Source organism: Neisseria sp. HMSC03D10 (assembly GCF_001807625.1).
GTDB classification, from domain to species: Bacteria; Pseudomonadota; Gammaproteobacteria; order Burkholderiales; family Neisseriaceae; genus Neisseria; species Neisseria mucosa.
The window spans coordinates 13987-34511 of sequence record NZ_KV789476.1 but is presented as its reverse complement, the minus strand read 5'-3'; the positions used below and the strand labels follow the sequence as shown (position 1 = coordinate 34511).

Annotated in this window: 35 protein-coding genes and 1 riboswitch; all 35 genes read right to left on the bottom strand. The window is 45.6% G+C overall.

Features of this window, described 5'->3' with window-relative positions; translation table 11 throughout:
• Nucleotides 1-58: 58 nt before the first annotated feature.
• Nucleotides 59-676, bottom strand: coding sequence for a thiamine phosphate synthase (thiE, locus tag HMPREF3066_RS00220; protein ID WP_060975575.1), 618 nt, complete (start codon nt 674-676; stop codon nt 59-61).
• A 16-nt stretch (nt 677-692) separates the two neighbouring features.
• Nucleotides 693-1340: a nuclease-related domain-containing protein gene (locus HMPREF3066_RS00215; protein WP_060975576.1), complete on the bottom strand. Its 648-nt coding sequence runs from the start codon at nt 1338-1340 to the stop codon at nt 693-695.
• Between the two features lie 143 nt (nt 1341-1483).
• On the bottom strand, nt 1484-1942 hold the full coding sequence (locus tag HMPREF3066_RS00210) for a methyltransferase family protein (RefSeq protein WP_060975577.1): 459 nt from the start codon (nt 1940-1942) through the stop codon (nt 1484-1486).
• 51 nt (nt 1943-1993) lie between these two features.
• Nucleotides 1994-3088, bottom strand: a complete 1095-nt coding sequence (locus tag HMPREF3066_RS00205; protein ID WP_060975578.1) for an FAD-dependent oxidoreductase — start codon at nt 3086-3088, stop codon at nt 1994-1996.
• A gap of 107 nt (nt 3089-3195) precedes the next feature.
• Nucleotides 3196-3305, bottom strand: a riboswitch (TPP riboswitch).
• A 310-nt stretch (nt 3306-3615) separates the two neighbouring features.
• A complete protein-coding gene (gene rplQ / locus HMPREF3066_RS00200; RefSeq protein ID WP_039408189.1) occupies nt 3616-3993 on the bottom strand; it encodes a 50S ribosomal protein L17 in 378 nt (125 codons plus the stop codon).
• 24 nt (nt 3994-4017) lie between these two features.
• Entirely contained in the window at nt 4018-5004 is a 987-nt protein-coding gene (locus HMPREF3066_RS00195) for a DNA-directed RNA polymerase subunit alpha (protein ID WP_060975579.1), read from the bottom strand.
• Nucleotides 5005-5029: 25 nt separating this feature from the next.
• Nucleotides 5030-5650: a 30S ribosomal protein S4 gene (gene rpsD, locus HMPREF3066_RS00190; protein ID WP_003742907.1), complete on the bottom strand. Its 621-nt coding sequence runs from the start codon at nt 5648-5650 to the stop codon at nt 5030-5032.
• Nucleotides 5651-5665: 15 nt separating this feature from the next.
• Nucleotides 5666-6061: a 30S ribosomal protein S11 gene (gene rpsK, locus HMPREF3066_RS00185; RefSeq protein ID WP_002216249.1), complete on the bottom strand. Its 396-nt coding sequence runs from the start codon at nt 6059-6061 to the stop codon at nt 5666-5668.
• A 19-nt stretch (nt 6062-6080) separates the two neighbouring features.
• On the bottom strand, nt 6081-6443 hold the full coding sequence (gene rpsM / locus HMPREF3066_RS00180; protein WP_003749295.1) for a 30S ribosomal protein S13: 363 nt from the start codon (nt 6441-6443) through the stop codon (nt 6081-6083).
• 67 nt (nt 6444-6510) lie between these two features.
• Nucleotides 6511-6624, bottom strand: a complete 114-nt coding sequence (rpmJ, locus tag HMPREF3066_RS11790) for a 50S ribosomal protein L36 (protein ID WP_003697674.1) — start codon at nt 6622-6624, stop codon at nt 6511-6513.
• 18 nt (nt 6625-6642) lie between these two features.
• On the bottom strand, nt 6643-6861 hold the full coding sequence (infA, locus tag HMPREF3066_RS11785) for a translation initiation factor IF-1 (protein ID WP_003684714.1): 219 nt from the start codon (nt 6859-6861) through the stop codon (nt 6643-6645).
• 4 nt (nt 6862-6865) lie between these two features.
• Nucleotides 6866-8170 carry a preprotein translocase subunit SecY gene (secY, locus tag HMPREF3066_RS00175; RefSeq protein WP_039408167.1) on the bottom strand — a complete coding sequence of 435 codons (1305 nt, stop codon included), beginning with the start codon at nt 8168-8170 and terminating at the stop codon, nt 6866-6868.
• A 13-nt stretch (nt 8171-8183) separates the two neighbouring features.
• On the bottom strand, nt 8184-8618 hold the full coding sequence (gene rplO, locus HMPREF3066_RS00170; RefSeq protein WP_003749291.1) for a 50S ribosomal protein L15: 435 nt from the start codon (nt 8616-8618) through the stop codon (nt 8184-8186).
• A gap of 1 nt (nt 8619) precedes the next feature.
• Nucleotides 8620-8805, bottom strand: a complete 186-nt coding sequence (gene rpmD / locus HMPREF3066_RS00165; RefSeq protein ID WP_003684808.1) for a 50S ribosomal protein L30 — start codon at nt 8803-8805, stop codon at nt 8620-8622.
• On the bottom strand, nt 8798-9316 hold the full coding sequence (gene rpsE / locus HMPREF3066_RS00160) for a 30S ribosomal protein S5 (protein ID WP_003684704.1): 519 nt from the start codon (nt 9314-9316) through the stop codon (nt 8798-8800). Before rpsE ends, rpmD begins: the two co-directional genes overlap by 8 nt.
• A gap of 17 nt (nt 9317-9333) precedes the next feature.
• Entirely contained in the window at nt 9334-9687 is a 354-nt protein-coding gene (gene rplR, locus HMPREF3066_RS00155) for a 50S ribosomal protein L18 (protein ID WP_003775849.1), read from the bottom strand.
• A 13-nt stretch (nt 9688-9700) separates the two neighbouring features.
• Nucleotides 9701-10234: a 50S ribosomal protein L6 gene (gene rplF, locus HMPREF3066_RS00150; RefSeq protein ID WP_039408163.1), complete on the bottom strand. Its 534-nt coding sequence runs from the start codon at nt 10232-10234 to the stop codon at nt 9701-9703.
• A 13-nt stretch (nt 10235-10247) separates the two neighbouring features.
• Nucleotides 10248-10640, bottom strand: a complete 393-nt coding sequence (rpsH, locus tag HMPREF3066_RS00145; RefSeq protein ID WP_003742898.1) for a 30S ribosomal protein S8 — start codon at nt 10638-10640, stop codon at nt 10248-10250.
• Between the two features lie 14 nt (nt 10641-10654).
• The gene (rpsN, locus tag HMPREF3066_RS00140) at nt 10655-10960 is read right to left on the bottom strand and encodes a 30S ribosomal protein S14 (RefSeq protein ID WP_003684736.1); all 306 of its coding nucleotides are present in this window, start codon (nt 10958-10960) and stop codon (nt 10655-10657) included.
• A gap of 2 nt (nt 10961-10962) precedes the next feature.
• Nucleotides 10963-11502, bottom strand: a complete 540-nt coding sequence (gene rplE, locus HMPREF3066_RS00135; RefSeq protein ID WP_003684750.1) for a 50S ribosomal protein L5 — start codon at nt 11500-11502, stop codon at nt 10963-10965.
• A gap of 9 nt (nt 11503-11511) precedes the next feature.
• Nucleotides 11512-11835, bottom strand: a complete 324-nt coding sequence (rplX, locus tag HMPREF3066_RS00130) for a 50S ribosomal protein L24 (protein WP_039408157.1) — start codon at nt 11833-11835, stop codon at nt 11512-11514.
• A gap of 11 nt (nt 11836-11846) precedes the next feature.
• Complete coding sequence (gene rplN, locus HMPREF3066_RS00125) at nt 11847-12215, bottom strand: 50S ribosomal protein L14 (protein WP_002215434.1); 369 nt, start codon at nt 12213-12215, stop codon at nt 11847-11849.
• 225 nt (nt 12216-12440) lie between these two features.
• A complete protein-coding gene (rpsQ, locus tag HMPREF3066_RS00120; protein WP_003707145.1) occupies nt 12441-12704 on the bottom strand; it encodes a 30S ribosomal protein S17 in 264 nt (87 codons plus the stop codon).
• Nucleotides 12704-12895, bottom strand: coding sequence for a 50S ribosomal protein L29 (gene rpmC, locus HMPREF3066_RS00115; protein ID WP_003675882.1), 192 nt, complete (start codon nt 12893-12895; stop codon nt 12704-12706). The genes rpsQ and rpmC overlap by 1 nt, the downstream gene beginning before the upstream one ends.
• Nucleotides 12895-13311 (bottom strand): 50S ribosomal protein L16, encoded by a 417-nt coding sequence (gene rplP / locus HMPREF3066_RS00110; RefSeq protein WP_003675880.1) that lies wholly within the window; start codon nt 13309-13311, stop codon nt 12895-12897. Before rplP ends, rpmC begins: the two co-directional genes overlap by 1 nt.
• Nucleotides 13295-13990, bottom strand: coding sequence for a 30S ribosomal protein S3 (rpsC, locus tag HMPREF3066_RS00105; RefSeq protein ID WP_070439765.1), 696 nt, complete (start codon nt 13988-13990; stop codon nt 13295-13297). Before rpsC ends, rplP begins: the two co-directional genes overlap by 17 nt.
• Before the next feature lie 9 nt (nt 13991-13999).
• Entirely contained in the window at nt 14000-14329 is a 330-nt protein-coding gene (gene rplV, locus HMPREF3066_RS00100) for a 50S ribosomal protein L22 (RefSeq protein WP_003675877.1), read from the bottom strand.
• 8 nt (nt 14330-14337) lie between these two features.
• Nucleotides 14338-14616 carry a 30S ribosomal protein S19 gene (gene rpsS, locus HMPREF3066_RS00095; protein ID WP_002215422.1) on the bottom strand — a complete coding sequence of 93 codons (279 nt, stop codon included), beginning with the start codon at nt 14614-14616 and terminating at the stop codon, nt 14338-14340.
• A 5-nt stretch (nt 14617-14621) separates the two neighbouring features.
• Complete coding sequence (gene rplB, locus HMPREF3066_RS00090; protein ID WP_003742892.1) at nt 14622-15455, bottom strand: 50S ribosomal protein L2; 834 nt, start codon at nt 15453-15455, stop codon at nt 14622-14624.
• 5 nt (nt 15456-15460) lie between these two features.
• Nucleotides 15461-15775: a 50S ribosomal protein L23 gene (gene rplW / locus HMPREF3066_RS00085; protein ID WP_210385678.1), complete on the bottom strand. Its 315-nt coding sequence runs from the start codon at nt 15773-15775 to the stop codon at nt 15461-15463.
• Nucleotides 15772-16392 (bottom strand): 50S ribosomal protein L4, encoded by a 621-nt coding sequence (gene rplD / locus HMPREF3066_RS00080; protein WP_002218573.1) that lies wholly within the window; start codon nt 16390-16392, stop codon nt 15772-15774. The genes rplW and rplD overlap by 4 nt, the downstream gene beginning before the upstream one ends.
• On the bottom strand, nt 16392-17036 hold the full coding sequence (rplC, locus tag HMPREF3066_RS00075; protein ID WP_070439763.1) for a 50S ribosomal protein L3: 645 nt from the start codon (nt 17034-17036) through the stop codon (nt 16392-16394). The genes rplD and rplC overlap by 1 nt, the downstream gene beginning before the upstream one ends.
• A 301-nt stretch (nt 17037-17337) precedes the next feature.
• Nucleotides 17338-18597 carry an AmpG family muropeptide MFS transporter gene (locus HMPREF3066_RS00070; protein WP_070439762.1) on the bottom strand — a complete coding sequence of 420 codons (1260 nt, stop codon included), beginning with the start codon at nt 18595-18597 and terminating at the stop codon, nt 17338-17340.
• 171 nt (nt 18598-18768) lie between these two features.
• The gene (locus HMPREF3066_RS00065; protein WP_070439761.1) at nt 18769-19983 is read right to left on the bottom strand and encodes an MFS transporter; all 1215 of its coding nucleotides are present in this window, start codon (nt 19981-19983) and stop codon (nt 18769-18771) included.
• A 307-nt stretch (nt 19984-20290) separates the two neighbouring features.
• Entirely contained in the window at nt 20291-20524 is a 234-nt protein-coding gene (locus tag HMPREF3066_RS13015; RefSeq protein ID WP_168160634.1) for a hypothetical protein, read from the bottom strand.
• Nucleotide 20525: the final 1 nt, after the last annotated feature.

The following is a 20525-nucleotide window of genomic DNA, read 5'->3' as shown; positions in this document are numbered from 1 at the left end:
GACGGCAATCGAATATCCTAATTGAGCAGGTCGTCTGAAATTTGGCTTTCAGACGACCTTATTCATCCCACAAAGCCTGAAAAGCTTTAACCACCGCTTCGGGATTTTCCGCTTCGGTAACGGCGCGGACGACGGCGAGTGAGGAAACGCCGGTGGCAAGGACGGCTTGGGCGTTGTTTAAATCGATGCCGCCGATGGCGACGACGGGCGTGCTGCCTGCCTGTTTCACATATTCGCGCAGTTTGTCCAAGCCTTGCGGGGCGGTGGGCATTTGCTTGGTTGTGGTCGGGAAAATCGCGCCGCTGGCGACGTAGCTGGGATGTACGGACAGGGCGCGGTCGAGTTCGGCGACGGAGTGCGTACTTAAACCCAAACGCAAACCAGCGGCGGCGATGGCGGCAAGGTCGGCGGTGTCCATGTCTTCCTGTCCGAGATGCACGCCGTATGCGCCCGCTTCTATTGCCTCGCGCCAGTGGTCGTTGATGAAAAGCTGCGTGCGGCGGCCCTGACAGGCGGCGACGCAGCGGGCGATTTCGCGTTTCAATTCATCGCCGTGCAGGGTTTTGCAGCGCAGTTGCACCGTGTCGGCACCTGCTTTGACCATGCGCTCCACCCAATCGGCGGTGGGAACGACAGCGTAGAATTTGAGCGGGGATTTTAGGGGCGGGAAGGTCATGGGGTGTCCTTTTAAGTTATCGCTGATGACGTTCTTGCAGGCGTTCGGTATGCGCCCGCAGTTTTTCGTCATCGGCTTGGTATTCGTTTGAAGACAGCACGGCGGTTGCCGCTTCTATTTCCTGTGGCAGCAATAAGGTCGTCTGAAAACGTCTGATATAGGATGCTGCCTGTCTGATACGGCAGACATTCGGCGGCATTTGCGTTTTCAATTCACAATCACCGAGAAAAACCACCATCGAATGAAATTTTTCTTCCGGCAGTTGCAGCAGTTCGGATAATGCCTTGATGTGTGCGTAATTTTGGCGCAACGGATTTTGAAAGTAGTGTTTCTGCTTATAGACGACTTGCGTCCATTTCGATTGCTTCTCGCTGCCGAAAATCCAACCTGTGTAATTCTTGGTTTCTATGACAAATATCCCAAAAGCCGAAACATAAATATGGTCGATTTGCGTCGTGCCGCTGCGGGATGGAATAATCAAATCGTGAAATTCGATATAGGTTTCTTCATCCAAATCTTTTCCGATTACTGAACGGACTGCCCGTTCGCCTATGCGTCCTTTCACTTTGGGATTTTGGAGCAGCGCTTTCAAAAAAAGCAGGGGAATGACGAGCAGGAAAATCCAAAATATACCTGACAGGTTTCCCATTGCTTGTTCAATCATGACGTTTTCCTTTTTGTTTTATTGTTTAAGTTAAGGTGAGCAGCTTGGTATAGCCATCTAATGGGGTCGTCTGAAAACATCGAGTATTCACATTCATACCGTAAAGTAGAAGACGGATGACACTTGATGGGAAGCTTCCACTTTTATAACCAACGGCGAACGCGCCGACAGTAAGACTCGTACTCTGCACCGAATTTCTGCGCCAAAACGCGTTCTTCTGGCATGATTTGAAAACGCGTCATATAGGCAACAAATGCAGCCAAAAACAACCACGGCAGCGGGTGCGCCAAATAGCCCGCCCAGGCGACCAGCCAGCAGCCCAGACCCGCATACATCGGGTTGCGGCTGAAACGGTACACGCCGTCTGAAACGAAGTGTTCGGTTTGTTCGGGGTTGAGCGGGCTGACGGTCGTGCGCACACGGCGAAACGCCCACACACCTAATACGCCCAACGCCGTCCCAAATACCATCAAAACAACCGACAGCAATATAGGAAAGCGCGGCAGTATGCCGGCCAAAGCCGACACTTGGGCAGAGATGTACATCAACAACGCACAAATAAAACATATCGCCGGCGGCGGAATTTTGGTTTCTAAATTCATATTGTTGCCTTTATAAAACTGATGGCGCGACGTTTTCAGACGACCTCAAACTTATTTTCCAATATACGCCAAACCGCTTTCTTCATCACGTTCGGGCGCGTCTTTTCCGTCAAACAGTGCCACTGCCAATCTAACGGCGGCGGCGGTTACGGCGGGGGAAATCATGAAGCCGTGACGGAAAAGGCCGTTGATTTCAATCAGGCGTCGGGCGCGGCTGTAACGGATTTCGGGGTTGTGGTGGTTGAGCGTGGGGCGCAGGCCGGTGGCGATTTCGAGGATGTCGGCTTCGCCGAAGGCGGGGTGGACAGCATAGAGCGCGGACAAGAGTTCCAGTCCGGAACGTACGCTGGCGGGAGCTTGGCTTTCGCTTTCGATTTGGGTCGCGCCGATAATGAAGACGTGGTTTTCTTTCGGGGCGATGTAGAGCGGGTAACGCGGATGGAGCAGGCGTACGGGGCGGTTGAGCGTGATTTCGGGTGTATAAACCCGCGCCACTTCGCCGCGTATGCCGCGCAAGGTGCTGGTGTGTGCGGGGGATTGGTTCCACGCGGTTTTTGCGCCGTAGCCGCGGCAGTCGATCAGCCAGTCGTATTGGGCTTGCAGGTCTTCGGGGACGCATTCGTGTTCCCAATGGCAAGGGACGTTCAGCCCGTCCAAAGCGTCGGCAAGTGCAGACAACATCTGTCGTCCGTCGAGCTGGCCTTCGGTCGGCAGGTAGATGCCGTCTGAAAAACGTCCGCCGAGTTGCGGTTCGCGTTTGGCGATGTCGTCGGCGCGCCAACGGATGATTTCGTCATCCGCTACGCCGCCGCGTTTGAGATGGCGGACGAACTCGCTGGATAATGGCTTGTCCTGCCCGTGCCACACAATCAGGCTGCCGTTTTCCTGCATCATGGTCGGCATTTTCAGACGACCTCGTATGTCGCGCCACAGCGGAATGCTCTGCCTACCCAGTTTGATGACTTCGGGCGTAGCCTCGACCGCTTCCGCAGCAGGCGCGAGCATGGCGGCGGCAACATAAGCGGCGGCGTGTTCGCCTTTGCGCCCGCCCTTGTCAAAGAGGGCAATGGATAAACCTTGTTCTGCAAGTTGTAAAGCAGTCAGACGGCCGCAGAGGCCGCCGCCGAGAATGGCGATACGGGGCATGGTGGATTCCTTTGCAGTGTTTGGGCAGTCGGGAAGACGAAAGACAAGACGGAAGCGGAATCCACCGAATGGCGGGAAATGCGAGAAAGGGAACGGAAGCCTGAAAAGGCGTTTGACAGCTTGTTTCCTACGCAGGCATTACCCCGACAGGTTCTACGGATTCCGCTGGCGCGGTCTCAGCTGTTTGCAGGAACAAGCAGCACTCCGACAAGAAAATATGAAGTTTATACAGATTTATTTATTTTGGCAAAAGATTGTCTGAAAATACAAATTTTCATGAGACAAAATACTTTAAAAGGGATAATTTTTCCAAATCAATCTTGGCACTTAATCCAAATGAAACGCACTATTAAAGGAATTTGTTCCAAAACACAAAATGGAAACATTAAATACAAACAAATAACGACAAATAGATAATTACCTAACTGCCTAATCTAAAATATAGTTTATAGTGTGCAATTCAAAATATTGATTTACCAATAAAAAAATGTCATCCGCAATGCGGATGACACTTAATTTTAAAGCAATTATTCGCTAACTGTATTAGCAGCTTTATCAACTAATTCAACGAGTGCTAATGGGGCATTATCGCCTTTTCGGAAACCATACTTCAGCACACGAACATAGCCACCATTTCGGGTAGCAAAGCGAGGACCCAATTCATCAAACAATTTAACCACAACATCACGATCACGAGTGCGGTCAAATGCCAAACGACGGTTTGCCAAGGAAGGTTTTTTACCCAATGTAATCAAGGGTTCTACTACGCGGCGCAATTCTTTAGCTTTAGGCAAAGTTGTCACAATAGTCTCGTGAGCCAACAATGAGTTCGCCATATTACGCAGCATTGCAGCACGATGGCTGCTTGTACGGTTTAATTTGCGGTTACCATTACGATGACGCATGTCATTATCCTTTAATCTTCAAACTTACGGCTTTTCTAAGCCTACAGGCGGCCAAGCTTCCAATTTGGAACCTAGTGTCAAGCCTTTAGATGCCAACACTTCTTTGATTTCATTCAAAGATTTACGACCCAAATTCGGAGTTTTAAGAAGCTCTGTTTCAGTACGTTGAATCAAATCGCCGATATAATAAATATCTTCAGCTTTCAGACAATTAGCTGAACGTACAGTTAATTCCAAATCATCTACCGGACGCAGCAGGATAGGGTCAATAGGAGGAGCTTTTTCTTCAACTTCTTCTACTGGAGTACCTTGCAAATCAGCAAAGATAGACATTTGATCAATTAAAATACGAGCAGCACTACGTACAGCTTCTTCAGGATCAATAGAACCATCAGTTTCAATATCCAAAACCAATTTATCTAAATCCGTACGCTGCTCTACGCGTGCAGGTTCAACTTCAAAGCTAACACGACTGATGGGCGAAAAGCTCGCATCCAACTGAATTGCACCAATCTGGCGGTTTTCATCGCGCACAACACGACGACCGGAAACAGATTGATAACCACGTCCCTGCTCAACTTTGATTTCCATCTCAATTTGACCATTCTCGGCCAAATGACAAATAATATGCTCAGGATTTAAAATTTCCACATCATGTGGCAATTCGATATCGCCGGCAATTACTACACCGGCCCCTGACTTTCTCAAAGTTAACTGAACTTGGCCACGCCCATGCAGCTTAAATACAATACCTTTGACATTCAACAAAATATCGACAACATCTTCTTGAACGCCATCAACAGTAGAGTATTCGTGCAACACACCGGAAATGGCCACTTCAGTAGGAGCAAAACCATTCATGGATGACAGTAAGATACGACGCAAAGCATTACCTAAAGTATGACCAAAACCGCGCTCAAACGGCTGCATGGATACTTTTGCACGAGTTGTAGATAAAGTATCGACATCAATTTGACGAGGTTTCAAAAATTCGGTTGTGCTATTTTGCATTTAACTGTCCCTCACTGAGCTAGCGTTATTTAGAGTAGAATTCTACCACCAGCTGTTCATTAATATCGCCAGTTAATTCTGAACGATCTGGCATATTTTTAAATACGCCTTCCAATTTGTCTGCATCAACAGAAACCCAGCTTGGTAAACCGATTTGAGTTGCCAGACTTAAAGCTTCCTGGATACGAACCTGTTTTTTAGCTTTCTCACGAACAGCTACAACATCACCGGCTTTAACTTGGAAAGAAGGAATATTTACAACCTGACCGTTAACGGTAATTGCTTTATGAGAAACCAGCTGACGTGCCTCAGCACGAGTCGAGCCAAATCCCATGCGATATACTACATTATCCAAACGAGACTCTAACAATTGCAGCAGTAATTCACCAGTAGAGCCTTTACGTCGATCTGCTTCTGCAAAATAGCGACGGAATTGACGTTCCAATACACCATAAATACGACGAATCTTTTGCTTCTCACGTAATTGCAAACCATAGTCGGACAAACGCGGTTTTTTTGCGCCATGCTGACCAGGAGCGGAGTCCAGTTTACATTTAGAATCTAAAGAACGACGAGCACTCTTCAGAAATAAATCAGTGCCTTCTCGACGTGCTAATTTACATTTAGGGCCAATATAACGTGCCATGTTTCAATCACTCCTTTAAATACGACGTTTTTTAGGCGGACGGCAACCGTTATGAGGCAACGGAGTAACGTCGGTAATACTGGTAATTTTAAAACCAAGAGCGTTGAGTGCACGTACAGAAGACTCTCGACCGGGACCAGGGCCTTTTATACGAACTTCTAAATTTTTAACGCCATATTCTTGGGCAACTTTACCAGCTGCTTCTGCAGCCACTTGAGCTGCAAACGGTGTACTTTTACGAGAACCTTTAAAACCAGCGCCGCCAGAGGTAGCCCAAGACAATGCATTGCCTTGACGGTCAGTGATTGTAATGATGGTATTGTTGAAAGAAGCATGTACATGCACAATACCTTCGCTTACGGTTTTACGTACTTTTTTACGTACACGCGAAGCTGTGTTTGCTTTAGCCATTAATAAAATTCCTTAAAAATTATTTTTTACCAGCAATCGCTTTACGCGGACCTTTGCGGGTACGAGCGTTTGTGCGAGTGCGTTGACCACGACAAGGCAAACCTCGACGATGACGGAAACCACGGTAGCAACCCATGTCCATCAATCGTTTGATGCTCATCGTTACCTCACGGCGCAAATCGCCTTCCACTTCATACTTGGCAACTTGTTCACGCAAAGCGTCTAATTGAGCCTCGTCCAAATCTTTTGCTTTAGTAGTAGGAGCAATATTTGCTGCCTCACAAATCAATTTAGCACGAGTCGCACCAATACCATAAATAGCCTGAAGGCCAATTACGATATGGGCATTATTAGGGATATTTACCCCTGCAATACGAGCCATATTTTTTCCTTTTTAGGGCAAAGTGTATCACTATACCACAAAATCAAGGGTTAAGAAAACTAACTTCTTAGCCTTGACGTTGTTTGTGACGTGGGTCAGTACAAATTACGCGAACTACACGATTACGACGAATAATCTTGCAATTGCGACAAATTTTCTTTACAGAAGGTTGTACACGCATTTTATTTCCTTTTATTGTTTATCTTGCTCGGAAAACAATCCGAGCACGGGTTAAATCATAAGGAGTTAGTTCAACTGTTACCTTATCACCTGGAGAAATACGGATATAGTGCATTCGCATTTTTCCAGAGATATGACCAAGTACTACATGATCATTTTCCAGTTTTACTTTAAACGTTGCATTGGGCAAAGTCTCAAGGATTTCACCCTGCATCTGTATGGTATCTTCTTTAGCCATAAGCCTACTTACGTGATAAAGATTTCATATCTGGACGACTCATCAAATCTTCATACTGACTACTCATTACGTAGGAATTGATTTGCGTCCTAAAATCCATTGTAACGACAACCAAGATAAGCAAAGACGTTCCGCCTAAATAGAAAGGCACATTCAATGCTGTCGTTAAAAATTCAGGTATCAGACAGATTGTAGTGATATACAAAGCACCAAATAATGTCAGTCTCAGTACAACTTTTTCCAAATATCTAGAAGTTTGCTCACCTGGGCGAATACCAGGTACAAATGCACCACTTTTCTTCAAATTCTCAGCCATTTCTTTAGGGCTAAATACTAAAGCAGTATAGAAATAGCAGAAGAAGATAATAGTTGTTGCAAACAATGCAATATATAGAGGTTGCCCATGTTGTACCAGTGTCGATATTCTATGCAATATTGAATTAGTATCATTCAATCCAAACCAACCTAGAAGCGTTGATGGAAATAAAATAATACTAGATGCAAAAATAGGTGGAATGACACCCGCCATATTTAGCTTAAATGGCATATGAATACTTTGCCCTGACATCATACTAGAACCAAACTGCCTCTTAGCATAATGAATAGGAACCTTACGTTGAGCACTTTCAAAATATACTACAACATATATAAGCAATAATATTCCAAAAGTTATTAGAACAACAGTAAATGATTGAGACTTTGCCAATTCTAATAATCTAGCAATACCAGATGGAATACCCGATACAATACCTGCTGTAATAATTAAGGAAATACCATTACCAATACCTCGTTCGGTAATCTGCTCTCCTAACCACATTAGAAACATTGTACCTGTAACCAAACAAACAACTGTAGAAATATAAAACTCAAGCGTACTTGTTACAACTACACCTTGTTGATAAACAAATGTTGCAGCAGCAAAACTTTGAACTACAGCCAATAATACCGTCCCATACCTAGTATATTTCGTAATTATTTTCCTGCCAGCCTCTCCTTCTTTTTTTAAAGCTTTCAAAGAAGGGATAATCTCCGAAGCAAGCTGTACAATAATCGATGACGAAATATAAGGCATAATGCCAATTGCAAATATAGTAAAGCGCTCCAACGAACCACCCGAGAACATATTTAACATTCCGAATATGCCGTCACGAGCGCCTTGAAATAAATTAGCTAACGCAACAGCATCTACGCCCGGTACCGGTATATGAGCACCAATACGGAAAACGACTAAAGCTCCTAATAGAAACACTAGACGTTTTTTCAGATCTCCAAATTTGGATAATCCTGATAAAGATTGTTGATTAGCCACTATAGTGCAAGCCTTATTCTTCTACTTTGCCACCAGCAGCTTCAATTGCAGCTTTAGCACCTTTAGTAGCTTTTACACCTTTCAAGGTAACCGCTTTTGAAATTTCACCAGAAGCAATAACTTTTACATTAGAAGCAGTCGCAGGAATCAGACCAGCTTGTTTAAGAACCAAAACATCAATTTCGTTTACAGCAATCAGATTCAACTCACTCAAACGAACTTCAGCATTAGCGGCAGCAGTCAAAGATTTGAAACCACGCTTAGGTAGGCGACGTTGCAAAGGCATTTGACCACCTTCAAAACCTACCTTGTGGAAACCGCCAGCACGGCTTTTTTGACCTTTATGGCCACGACCACCTGTCTTACCCAGGCCACTACCAATACCACGGCCTACACGACGACTAGCGTGAGTAGCACCCTCAGCAGGTTGAATAGTATTCAAAAACATATTAAGACTCCACTTTCAACAAGTAGCTGATTTTATTAATCATACCACGGTTTTCAGGGGTATCCAAAACCTCTACTGTATGCTCACGGCGACGCAAACCTAAGCCACGAGCACAAGCACGATGAGATTCAATTGTACCAATCAGGCTCTTAACCAATGTAACTTTAATCTTTTTTTGCTCAGTCATGGTTCGCTCCCAAAATATCTTCTACTGTCAAACCACGTTTAGCAGCAATATCAGCAGGGGTATACAGTTTAGACAAACCGTCTAATGTAGCACGTACAATATTGTAAGGGTTAGTAGAACCATGCACTTTGGCTGAGATATTATGGATACCCATAGCATCAAATACTAAACGCATTGGACCACCAGCTTTTACACCGCTACCTTCTTTAGCGGGTTGCATAAAGACTTTAGTAGCGCCATGACGTCCAATAACCTCATGATGAATCGTACCATTTTTTAGAGGTACTTTAATCATAGAGCGACGAGCCTGATCCATTGCTTTTTGAACAGCTACCGGCACTTCTTTTGACTTACCTTTACCCATACCAATACGACCATCCCCATCACCAACAACAGTTAGCGCAGAGAAAGCCATGATACGACCACCTTTAACTACTTTAGTTACGCGATTAACTGCGACCATTTTTTCAATCAGGCCGTCACCACGTTCTTCAATTTCATGTTTTGCCATCTGAAAGTCTCCAATTATTAGAAGCTTAAACCATTTTCACGTGCAGCTTCAGCCAAAGCTTTCACTCGACCGTGATATTGGAAACCTGAACGATCAAAAGCAACTTTTTCTACGCCTACTGCTTTAGCTTTCTCAGCAATGCGCTTTCCTACTACTGCAGCCGCCTCGACGTTGCCACCAGATTTCAGACTACCACGCACTTCAGCTTCCAATGTAGAGGCTTGAGCCAATACTTTATCACCTTCAGCACTAATTACTTGAGCATAAATATGATTATTGCTACGGAACACACATAATCTTACCATTTTCAAGTCCGCAATACGTGCACGGGTTTTGCGTGCACGACGGAGTCGGGTTGTATGTTTATCCATTAGTGAACCTCAATTATTTTTTCTTGGCTTCTTTCATCACTACTACCTCACCTACATAACGAACACCCTTACCTTTATAAGGTTCAGGAGAACGGAATGCACGAATTTCAGCAGCGACTTGACCAACTACTTGTTTATCTGCACCAGTCAAAACGATCTCTGTTTGGCTAGGAGTTTGAACAGAAACGCCTTCTGGCATTTCATATACGATTGGATGAGAAAAACCCAGAGACAAATTCAAAACTTTGCCTTGAGCTTGAGCGCGATAACCCACACCAATCAATTGTAGTTTTTTCTCAAAACCTTCTGAAACACCTTTGACCATATTATTAACTAATGCACGAGCAGTCCCTGACATAGCATTTGCCTGCTTACTGTCATTTTTTGCAGCAAAAGTCAATTTGCCATCGTTCAGTTCAATGGCTACATCAGAATGCAAAGGAAAGGACAACTCGCCATTCTTACCCTTGATAACCAATGCTTCTGTTCCAAATTTTACTTCTACACCAGCAGGAACAGTCACTGGGTTTTTTGCGACACGTGACATTTACTTTTCTCCACTAGGCTACGATGCACAACAACTCACCACCAACACCCTCAGAACGAGCCTTGCGGTCAGTCATCACACCTTTAGAAGTACTAACAATAGCGATACCCAAGCCATTCATAACATTAGGAATTTCGCTAGAAGCTTTGTAAATACGCAAACCTGGACGTGAAACACGTTTAATTTGCTCAATCACAGGGCGACCTGCATAGTATTTCAATTGAATTTCCAATACCGGCTTCGCATCAGCAGAAACCGAAAAATCCTCGATATAACCTTCTTCTTTCAAGACTTTTGCAATTGCACACTTTAATTTGGAAGAAGGCATGGCAACTACTACCTTATTGGCACGTTGCGCATTACGAATACGAGTCAACATATCGGAAATAGGATCATGCATACTCATTATTAATACTCCTATTACCAGCTAGCTTTAACAACACCCGGAATCTCGCCACGCATAGCGATTTCACGGATTTTAATACGACCCAAACCGAATTTACGGAAAGTACCACGAGGACGACCTGTCAAAGCACAACGACGACGTTGACGTACAGGAGCTGCATTACGTGGAATGGATTGGAATTTCAGACGAGCTTCAAAACGCTCTTCTTCAGTTGCATTCGCATCATTAATAACAGCAAAAATTGCCTCACGTTTGGCTGCAAACTTTTTCGCCAAAGCTTGACGTTTTAGCTCACGATTAATAAGTGCTTTCTTAGCCATGATTATCCTTTAAACGGAAACTTGAACAGTGACAATAAAGCTTTAGCTTCTTCATCAGTTTTTGCAGTAGTTGTAATAGTAATATTCAAACCACGCAAAGCATCAATTTTATCGTATTCAATTTCCGGGAAAATGATTTGCTCGCGAACACCCATATTGTAATTACCACGGCCATCAAAAGATTTGCCACTTACACCACGGAAGTCACGCACTCGAGGTAATGCAATAGTAATCAAACGATCCAAAAATTCGAACATTTGATCACGACGCAGTGTTACTTTGCAACCCACAGGATAATTATCACGAATTTTAAAGCCAGCGATAGATTTACGAGCAACAGTAACTACTGGTTTTTGACCAGCAATTTTTTCCAAATCAGATACAGCATGCTCCATAACTTTTTTATCAGCAACAGCCTCTCCAACCCCCATATTTAAAGTGATTTTTTCAATACGAGGAACTTCCATTACTGACTTGTAACCAAACTGTTTAACCAATTCAGGAACAACTGTATCTTTATAAAACTCTCTCAAACGAGCCATGTTATCTCCTTATGCTCCAATAACAGAGCCATTTGATTTGAAGAAACGAACGCGCTTCACTTTGCCTTCATTTTCAATCAGTTTAATACCAACACGGTCTGCTTTATTAGTTTCAGGATTCAGGATTGCAACATTAGAAATATCCAACGGCATTTCTTTCGAAACAATACCACCCTCAATACCACGCATCGGATTAGGTTTTTGGTGACGTTTAACAACGTTAACACCTTCAACAACAACTTTACCATCCAATACGCGAACTACTTGACCTTGCTTACCTTTATCCTTACCAGTGATCACAACAACTTGGTCACCTTTAATGATTTTATTCATCGCGCTATTCCTTATAACACTTCAGGCGCCAATGAAACGATTTTCATAAATCGCTCAGTACGCAATTCACGGGTTACCGGACCAAAAATACGGGTACCCAGAGGTTCAAGTTTATTGTTTAACAACACGGCGGCGTTGTTATCGAATTTAATCAACGCACCATCAGGACGACGCACACCTTTAGCAGTACGAACAACAACTGCATTGTACACATCACCTTTTTTGACACGACCACGTGGGGCCGCATCTTTAACTGCGACTTTAATAATATCGCCAACAGAAGCGTAGCGACGCTTAGATCCGCCCAATACCTTGATACACATCACGCGACGCGCACCAGAGTTATCAGCCACATCTAAGATGGTCTGCATTTGAATCATATTAGTACCTTTAAATTAACCAACTTAATTTACCATTTTCATATAGCTCGCTTACCTATTTGAATTAAGCTAACTAAATGAAACCATCACGGTTCTAGTAAACCAGTCTTGGATCCCGAAGGGAAGAAACTTCCAGAAGAAACTGAAAGATAAGAAACGAAGTTTACACGCAAATTCACTTTGGCGCAACACTTCGTTTCTTATTGAAGCCAACTGTCTTAAATTTTAAACAGTACGTGCTTTTTCAACCAGTTCTTTAACAACCCAAGATTTGGTTTTTGACAGTGGACGTGATTCCGCAATTACTACTACATCACCAATTCCATATTGATTATTTTCATCATGGGCATGGATTTTAGTTGATAAACGGATGATTTTACCGTACAGAGGGTGTTTCACTTTACGCTCAACCAGCACTGTAACAGTTTTGTCCATTTTGTCGCTTACCACTTTGCCTTGCAAAGTACGAACATTTTTATTTTCGCTCATTACTTAGCACCTTTTTCAGTTAAAATGGTTTTAATACGAGCAATATCGCGACGTACACGTTTTAATTCGCTTGGTTTACCCAATTGACCAGTTGCGTTTTGCATACGTAAGCCAAACTGAGCTTTCAACAAGTCCAACAAATCTGCATTTAATTGCTCAATAGATTTGTCTTTCAATTCATTTGCTTTCATTATTGACCTACCTGTCTTACTACAAAGGTCGTAGGAATAGGCAATTTGGCAGCAGCCAATTCAAATGCTTCACGAGCCAAAGCCTCTGGAACACCGTCCATTTCATACAACACTTTGCCTGGTTTGATTTCGGCAATGTAATATTCCACGTTACCTTTACCGCCACCCATACGAACTTGAATAGGTTTTTCAGTAATTGGTTTATCAGGGAATACACGAATCCAAATACGACCACCACGTTTAATGTGGCGAGTCATTGTACGACGAGCAGCTTCGATTTGGCGGGCAGTCAAACGACCACGACCAACGGCTTTCAAACCGAACTCACCGAAACTTACTTTGTTACCGCGAGTAGCAATACCAGTATTGCGACCTTTTTGTTGCTTGCGGTATTTCAGTCTAGTTGGCTGCAGCATTACGTCCACCTGCCTTTCTTTGTTTCTTTTCATACTCAGGCTTAGCCGAAGTCTTTACATTGCCTTCAGTATAGACCCAAACTTTCAAACCCAGCACGCCATAAGTAGTATGAGCTTCGCTAGTTGCATAATCTACGTTTGCACGCAAAGTATGCAGCGGTACACGACCTTCGCGATACCATTCGCTACGGGCAATATCTGCACCGTTCAGACGACCAGAGGTCATAATCTTGATGCCTTTTGCACCTGAACGCATAGCATTTTGCATTGCGCGCTTCATAGCACGGCGGAATTGAACGCGTTTTTCCAATTGCTGTGCAATACCATCAGCAATAATTTGCGCATCCAATTCAGGTTTACGGATTTCTTCGATATTCACATGAACAGGCACGCCCATCAAGGCTTGCAAATCACGTTTCAGAACTTCGATATCCTCACCTTTTTTACCAATTACTACGCCTGGACGAGCAGAGTGAATAGTAATACGTGCAGATTTCGCAGGACGCTCAATAACTACGCGACCAACAGAAGCATTCGCCAATTTTTTACGCAGATAGTTACGAACATCAATATCTTGTTTCAAAACAGCAGAAAAGTCGGTGCTTTTAGCAAACCATTTTGAAGCCCAGTCTTTAGTTACCGCCAGGCGAAAGCCTGTAGGGTTAATCTTTTGTCCCATAGCTTTTCCTTAGTTGCCCACTGTCACATTGATATGACAAGTTTGTTTTTCAATGCGGTTACCGCGACCTTTGGCACGAGCTTGGAAACGTTTCAAGCTTGGACCTTTGTCAACAAAGATAGTGACCACTTTCAACTCATCAATGTCGGCACCGTTATTGTGCTCGGCATTAGCAATAGCTGATTCCAATACTTTTTTAATCAACTCAGCACCTTTTTTAGGACTGAAAGTCAAAATATTCAAAGCTTGGGCAACGTCTTTACCGCGAATCAAATCAGCTACCAAACGAGCTTTTTGAGCTGAAATACGGGCATTTTTATGTTGTGCATTTACTCTCATGATTCACCTTATTTCTTTTTAGCCTTTTTATCAGCCAAGTGGCCTTTAAAGGTACGGGTCAATGAGAATTCACCTAATTTATGACCAACCATGTTATCGCTGATAAACACGGGCACATGGGTGCGGCCGTTGTGTACAGCAATGGTCAGACCGATAAAATCAGGCAGAATGGTAGAACGACGAGACCAGGTTTTAATCGGGCGTTTGTCGTTGCTTGCACGAGCAGCATCTACTTTTTTCAGCAAATGCAGGTCTACATATGGGCCTTTTTTCAATGAACGAGCCATACTAATTAACCTTTATTTGAGTAACGACGACGAACAATCATGTTATCCGTGCGTTTGTTATTACGAGTGCGGTAGCCTTTAGCAGGAGTACCCCATGGGCTAACCGGTTCGCGAGCTTCACCGGTACGACCTTCACCACCACCATGCGGGTGATCGACAGGGTTCATGACAACACCACGAACGGTCGGACGAATACCGCGCCAACGATTGGCACCGGCCTTACCGATTTTCTTCAGGCTTTGCTCTTCGTTACCGACTTCACCGATGGTTGCACGGCAATCTACGTTGATTTTACGAACTTCGCCAGAGCGCAGACGGACTTGAGCGTATGCGCCTTCTTTAGCCAACAATACCGCAGAAGCGCCGGCAGAACGTGCAATTTGAGCACCTTTACCAGGTTTCATTTCGATACAGTGGATAGTCGTACCAACGGGAATGTTGCGGATCGGCAGAGTGTTACCTACTTTGATGGCAGCTTCAGCACCGGAAACTAATACAGCACCGGCTTGAATACCGCGAGGAGCGATGATGTAGCGACGCTCACCGTCTGCATAGCACAACAGCGCAATGAAGGCAGTACGGTTAGGATCGTATTCAATACGCTCTACTTTTGCAGGGATACCGTCTTTGTTACGTTTAAAGTCTACAACACGGTAATGGTGTTTATGACCACCGCCTTTGTGACGGGTGGTGATATGACCATTATTGTTACGACCGGCAGTAGAATTTTTCTTTTCAAGCAAAGGTGCATAAGGCGCACCTTTGTGCAAACCTTCTGTTACCACGCGAACCATGCCGCGACGGCCTGCAGAAGTTGGCTTCATTTTAACAATTGCCATTTTGTTTATTCCTTATCTGCAGCTGCAGCAGCGGCTTCCAAATCCAACTCTTGACCGGCAGCCAAGCTTACATAAGCTTTTTTAACATCGCTGCGGCGGCCCAAAGTACGACCAAAACGCTTAGTTTTACCTTTAGTGGTAACGGTAGTTACAGAAGCAACTTGAACACCGAACAGCAGCTCAACAGCCGCTTTGATTTCAGGTTTGGTTGCATTTGCCAAAACATTAAACGTCATTTGGTTGCGTTTTTCAGCCAATACGTTGCTTTTTTCAGAAACGATAGGTGCCAAAATCACTTGAGTCAAACGTTGTTGATTCATACCCATTGCTCCTCTAATTGTGCAACTGCATCTTTAGTGATGATTACTTTTTTGTAACGCAGCAAGCTGTAAGGATCAACTTGTTGAGCTTCCAAAACCAACACGTTTGGCAAGTTGCGTGAAGCCAAGTAAACATTCTCATCGAGCTGTTTGGTTACAAACAGCACTTGCTCCAGACCCAGGTTTTTTACTTGTTCAGCAAAAACTTTGGTTTTAGGAGTTTCAGCAGTCAATGCTTCGATCGCAAACAAACGCTCGTCACGGGCCAATTGGGACAGGATAGTCGCCATACCGGCACGGTACATTTTACGGTTTACTTTTTGAGTGAAGTTTTCGTCGGGTTTATTCGGGAACGCACGACCACCTTTACGCCACAGCGGAGAAGAAGTCATACCGGAACGGGCACGACCGGTACCTTTTTGGCGCCATGGTTTTTTGGTTGAGTGTTTTACTTCGGCACGGGTTTTTTGAGCACGGTTACCAGAGCGGGCGTTTGCCAAGTAGGCATTTACCAGCTGATGAACCAACGCTTCATTGTATTCGCGAGCGAACAAAGCATCAGAAACAGACAGACTGCCTGAAACTTGTCCTTTAGCGTCAATTACTTTCAATTCCATTACGCACCTACTTTCACGCTAGGACGAACTACAACATCGCTGTTGACCGCACCCGGAACAGCACCCTTAACCAACAGCAGTTGGCGTTCTGCATCAACACGTACAACTTCCAGTTTTTGGACAGTTGCTTTGGTGTTACCGTATTGACCGGCCATGCGTTTACCGGGGAACACGCGACCTGGGTCTTGCGCCATACCGATAGAACCTGGAACACGGTGAGAACGGGAGTTACCGTGGGAAGTACGTTGGGCACCGAAGTTATGACGTTTGATCGTACCGGAGAAACCTTTACCTTTAGAGGTACCGGTTACATCGACCAGTTGACCGACTTCAAACATAGAAACGGTGATTTCGTCACCGGCTTTCAATTCAGCCAGTTTTTCTTCAGTCAAAGCAAACTCCATCAAACCGCGACCGGCTTCAACACCTGCTTTTGCAAAGTGCCCAGCTTCGGCTTTGTTGACACGGTTAGCTTTTTTCTGACCAAAGGTAACTTGAACGGCAGTATAGCCGTCAGCATCTTTGGATTTTACTTGTGTAACGCGGTTGGCAGACATATCCAAAACGGTTACCGGAACAGAAACACCCTGTTCGTCGAACACGCGGGTCATACCAACTTTGCGTCCAACCAGACCTAAAGTCATGATTATTTTCCTTTTAAAGTAAAGGGGCGGGCTACGATTGGCCTGCCTTCGGACAAAGATAAAACTTGGCACAAATGCACCAAGTCCGCCATTATAATCGACAAATCAAGCAAATACCAATCTTTTTTTAACACAGGGGCTTACTCATGCTTTTTATCTCTATAAATTGATATTTCGCCGTCTATATACCCGAGGGAAGCGACGTGTTGTTTACACACAAATCACCTTCCATATTTAACAAAAGGTCGTCTGAAAACCACAATCACAGGTTTTCAGACGACCTTTTATCCTACCGATACATTCAAACAGCGGTCTGTTTCGCTTTATCTCCGTTCCAAGGCGCAACTTTAAACAGCAGCAGCATACCCGGAATCCCCAACATAAAACACAGCCAGAAGAAATTGACGTAGCCCATCGCTTCAATCAGAAACCCTGCTGTCGCATTCATAAACGTACGCGGTACGGCGGATAGGCTGGACAGCAGCGCAAACTGCGTGGCGGTAAATGCGGTATTGGTTTGTTGCGCCATATACGACACAAATGCCACCGTACCCAGGCCTACACCCACTGCCTCGGCAGCAATAACGACTGCCAACATGGTTCGTTCCGATGCGCCTACATGCTCGAAATGTCCGAAACTTGCCAGCCATGCAAAACCTAAAATCGTCACCCATTGCACCAAACCAAAAAGCCACAATGCACGGTTCACGCCTAATTTGTTTACCCAAATGCCGCCGATAATCCCGAAAATCACCGCCGGCCACAAGCCTGCATTTTTCGCAATCAGTCCGATGTCGGTCTTGGAGAATCCCATGTCGATATAAAACGGTGTTGCCAAGGCGGTTGCCATGCTGTCGCCCAGCTTATACAGCAAGATAAACGCCAAAATAATCAGCGCCTGCGTAACGCTTTGACGGGTAAAGAAATCGCGGAACGGCTCGATAACGGTATCTTTCAATCCTTTTGCAGCGACGGGTTGGCGGGCCGGTTCTCGCGCTACGAATAAAGTAGCCAGCAACCCCGGAACCATGAACAGCGCAGTAATAATGAAGACGGACGACCAAGGCATCCTGTCGGCCAAAATCAAACTCAATGAAGCCGGAATCAGCGAGGAAATACGATAGGCATTTACATACAGCGAGTTACCCAAAACCAACTCTTCATCGGATAACACTTCTCGGCGGAAAGCATCGATCACAATATCCTGACTGGCGGAAAAAAACGCTACTACCAAAGACAGCCCCAAAATAATGGACAAGTGTTCTTGCGGGCGGACAAACGCATAGGCAGCCAAAAGCAGCAAAAGCGCTATCTGCATCACCAACATCCAGCCGCGCCGCAAACCTAAAAACGGCAGGCGTACAGAGTCCATGAGCGGAGACCAGATAAATTTCCAAGTGTAGGGAAAACCGATCAGGGCAAACAGTCCTATGGTTTTCAAATCAACATGTTCGCTGCGCAGCCACGCCGGAATCAGGCTATATAGGAAATAAAGCGGCAGCCCCGATGTGAAGCCTGTAAAAATACAGATGAGCATATTGCGCGAAAAAATCCGCTGCATCGTGCTTGGTTGTGAAGCAGTCATAATAGGTCAGCAACATCAAAAAGAAAGGCGCATTGTAACAAATCCTGTTCAAACAAACTTTAAACTATGCATAATAATCAAAAAGGTCGTCTGAAAACCGTTTTTCCGTTTTCAGACGACCTTTATTCTTTGCTTTGTTTAAGCGGGTTACGCCGTTTTCTTTTCGCGTATCGGCAGGTTCAGCAACGCCGCCGTTCCCGCCAACACCGCGTCGGCATACCACATCCAGCCGTAATCGTTGAATTGGTAAATCACGATGCCGCCGATATACGAGCCTAAAAAGCCGCCGATTTGGTGGCTCAACATGGTCAGCCCGAACAGGGTCGCCAGATAGCGCGTGCCGAACAGCTTGCCTGTAATCGCAGCGGTCGGCGCGACGGTGGCGAGCCAAGTGAAGCCCAGCGCAGCGGCGAAAATGTAGAAATTGACGTCGGTTCTCGGGGCGGCAAGGTAGATCAGCACCATCGCCACACGCGAGGCGTACAGTCCGAACAAAACATATTTGCCCAAAAACCGCCCCGTACACCAGCCCGAAAAAATGCAGCCCGCGATGTTCGCCAAGCCGATAATCGCAATCGAAGTCGAAGCGACCGAAGCGGGCAGGCCGCAGAGCGCGATTTCGTTGGGCAGGTGGGTCACCAAAAACGCAATGTGGAAACCGCAGGTAAAAAAGCCCAAGTGCAGCAGGATGTAGCTGCGGTCTTTAAACGCCGCTTTGACTGCCTGCCCCAGCGATTGCCCGTTTTCAGACGACGTGTGGTGCGTGGCGACAGCGTTTTTGCCGCCCGCCAGCCACCACGAAATCGGCAGGATCAAAAGCGCAATCCCGCCCCAAACATAAAACGTCCCCGTCCAGCCGACGGCGGGCAACACCAGCAAACCCTGCACCAGCGGCGCAAACAGAAACTGCCCCGCCGAACCGCCCGCGTTGACCAGCCCCGAAGCCAAACCGCGTTTGTGCGGCGGCACTTTCGCCGCGACCTGCCCCATGATGATGGAGAAACCGCCCGCGCCCGTTCCGAATGCAAAAAGCAGCCCGATTGCCAGCATCAGCCCCCAATAAGTCGGCATCTGCGGCACCATCAGGCAGGCACAAACCAACAGTAACGCGCCGCCGCCCAAAACCTTAAACGCGCCGAAGCGGTCGGCAAGCGCGCCGGAAAGCGGCTGGGACACGCCCCACATCAACTGGAAAACGGCAATAATCAGGCTGAACTCTTGGATACTCAGTTCGGTAGAGTCGACGACGGGGCGGACAAACAGCCCCATAGTCATGCGCATGCCGATGGTAATCAGCAGGATGGCGGCGGCAGCGGCGATTACCAGCCAAAGGTTGGGGGATTTTTGCTGTGTGTGGGTCATGGTTATTGTTTGTTTCTATTGGAAAATGCCGTTCAATCAACCGGCAAAACGACGGATTTTAACAAACGGGCTGACGCAGGCTAAATAACTCCTGATGCTTTGGATATAGCCAAAACCTCTATCCGCGCCGCATTGACCGTTCTCCTTTACCTGCAAGGCAGGACATGGAACATGGACGGAAATTCAGTGCGTAAAGAACGGCAAAGGTCGTCTGAAAACCCGAAATCCGATTTTCAGACGACCTTCAACCGAGAATCCCCCAACCAACCCGTACCCGCGGCTTGAAATGACACTCTCGGACAGTTGATTAAGGAGAAGTAGCATGAAAATAATCAGGGATATTGCGATATGGATAGCGATAACGGTTTGGATTAATTTTTATCCCGACCGTTACCGCTACGACACCGTTCCGCAAGGACGGCACGGATACTGGCACATCAATCATCCTTGGTATCCCTATGCCCGTTTTTTGTTGCCGCTGCTTCTTGCTGTCTGGATTGCCTATAAACATTGTCAAAAAAGAAAATAGGTTGGACTGCATA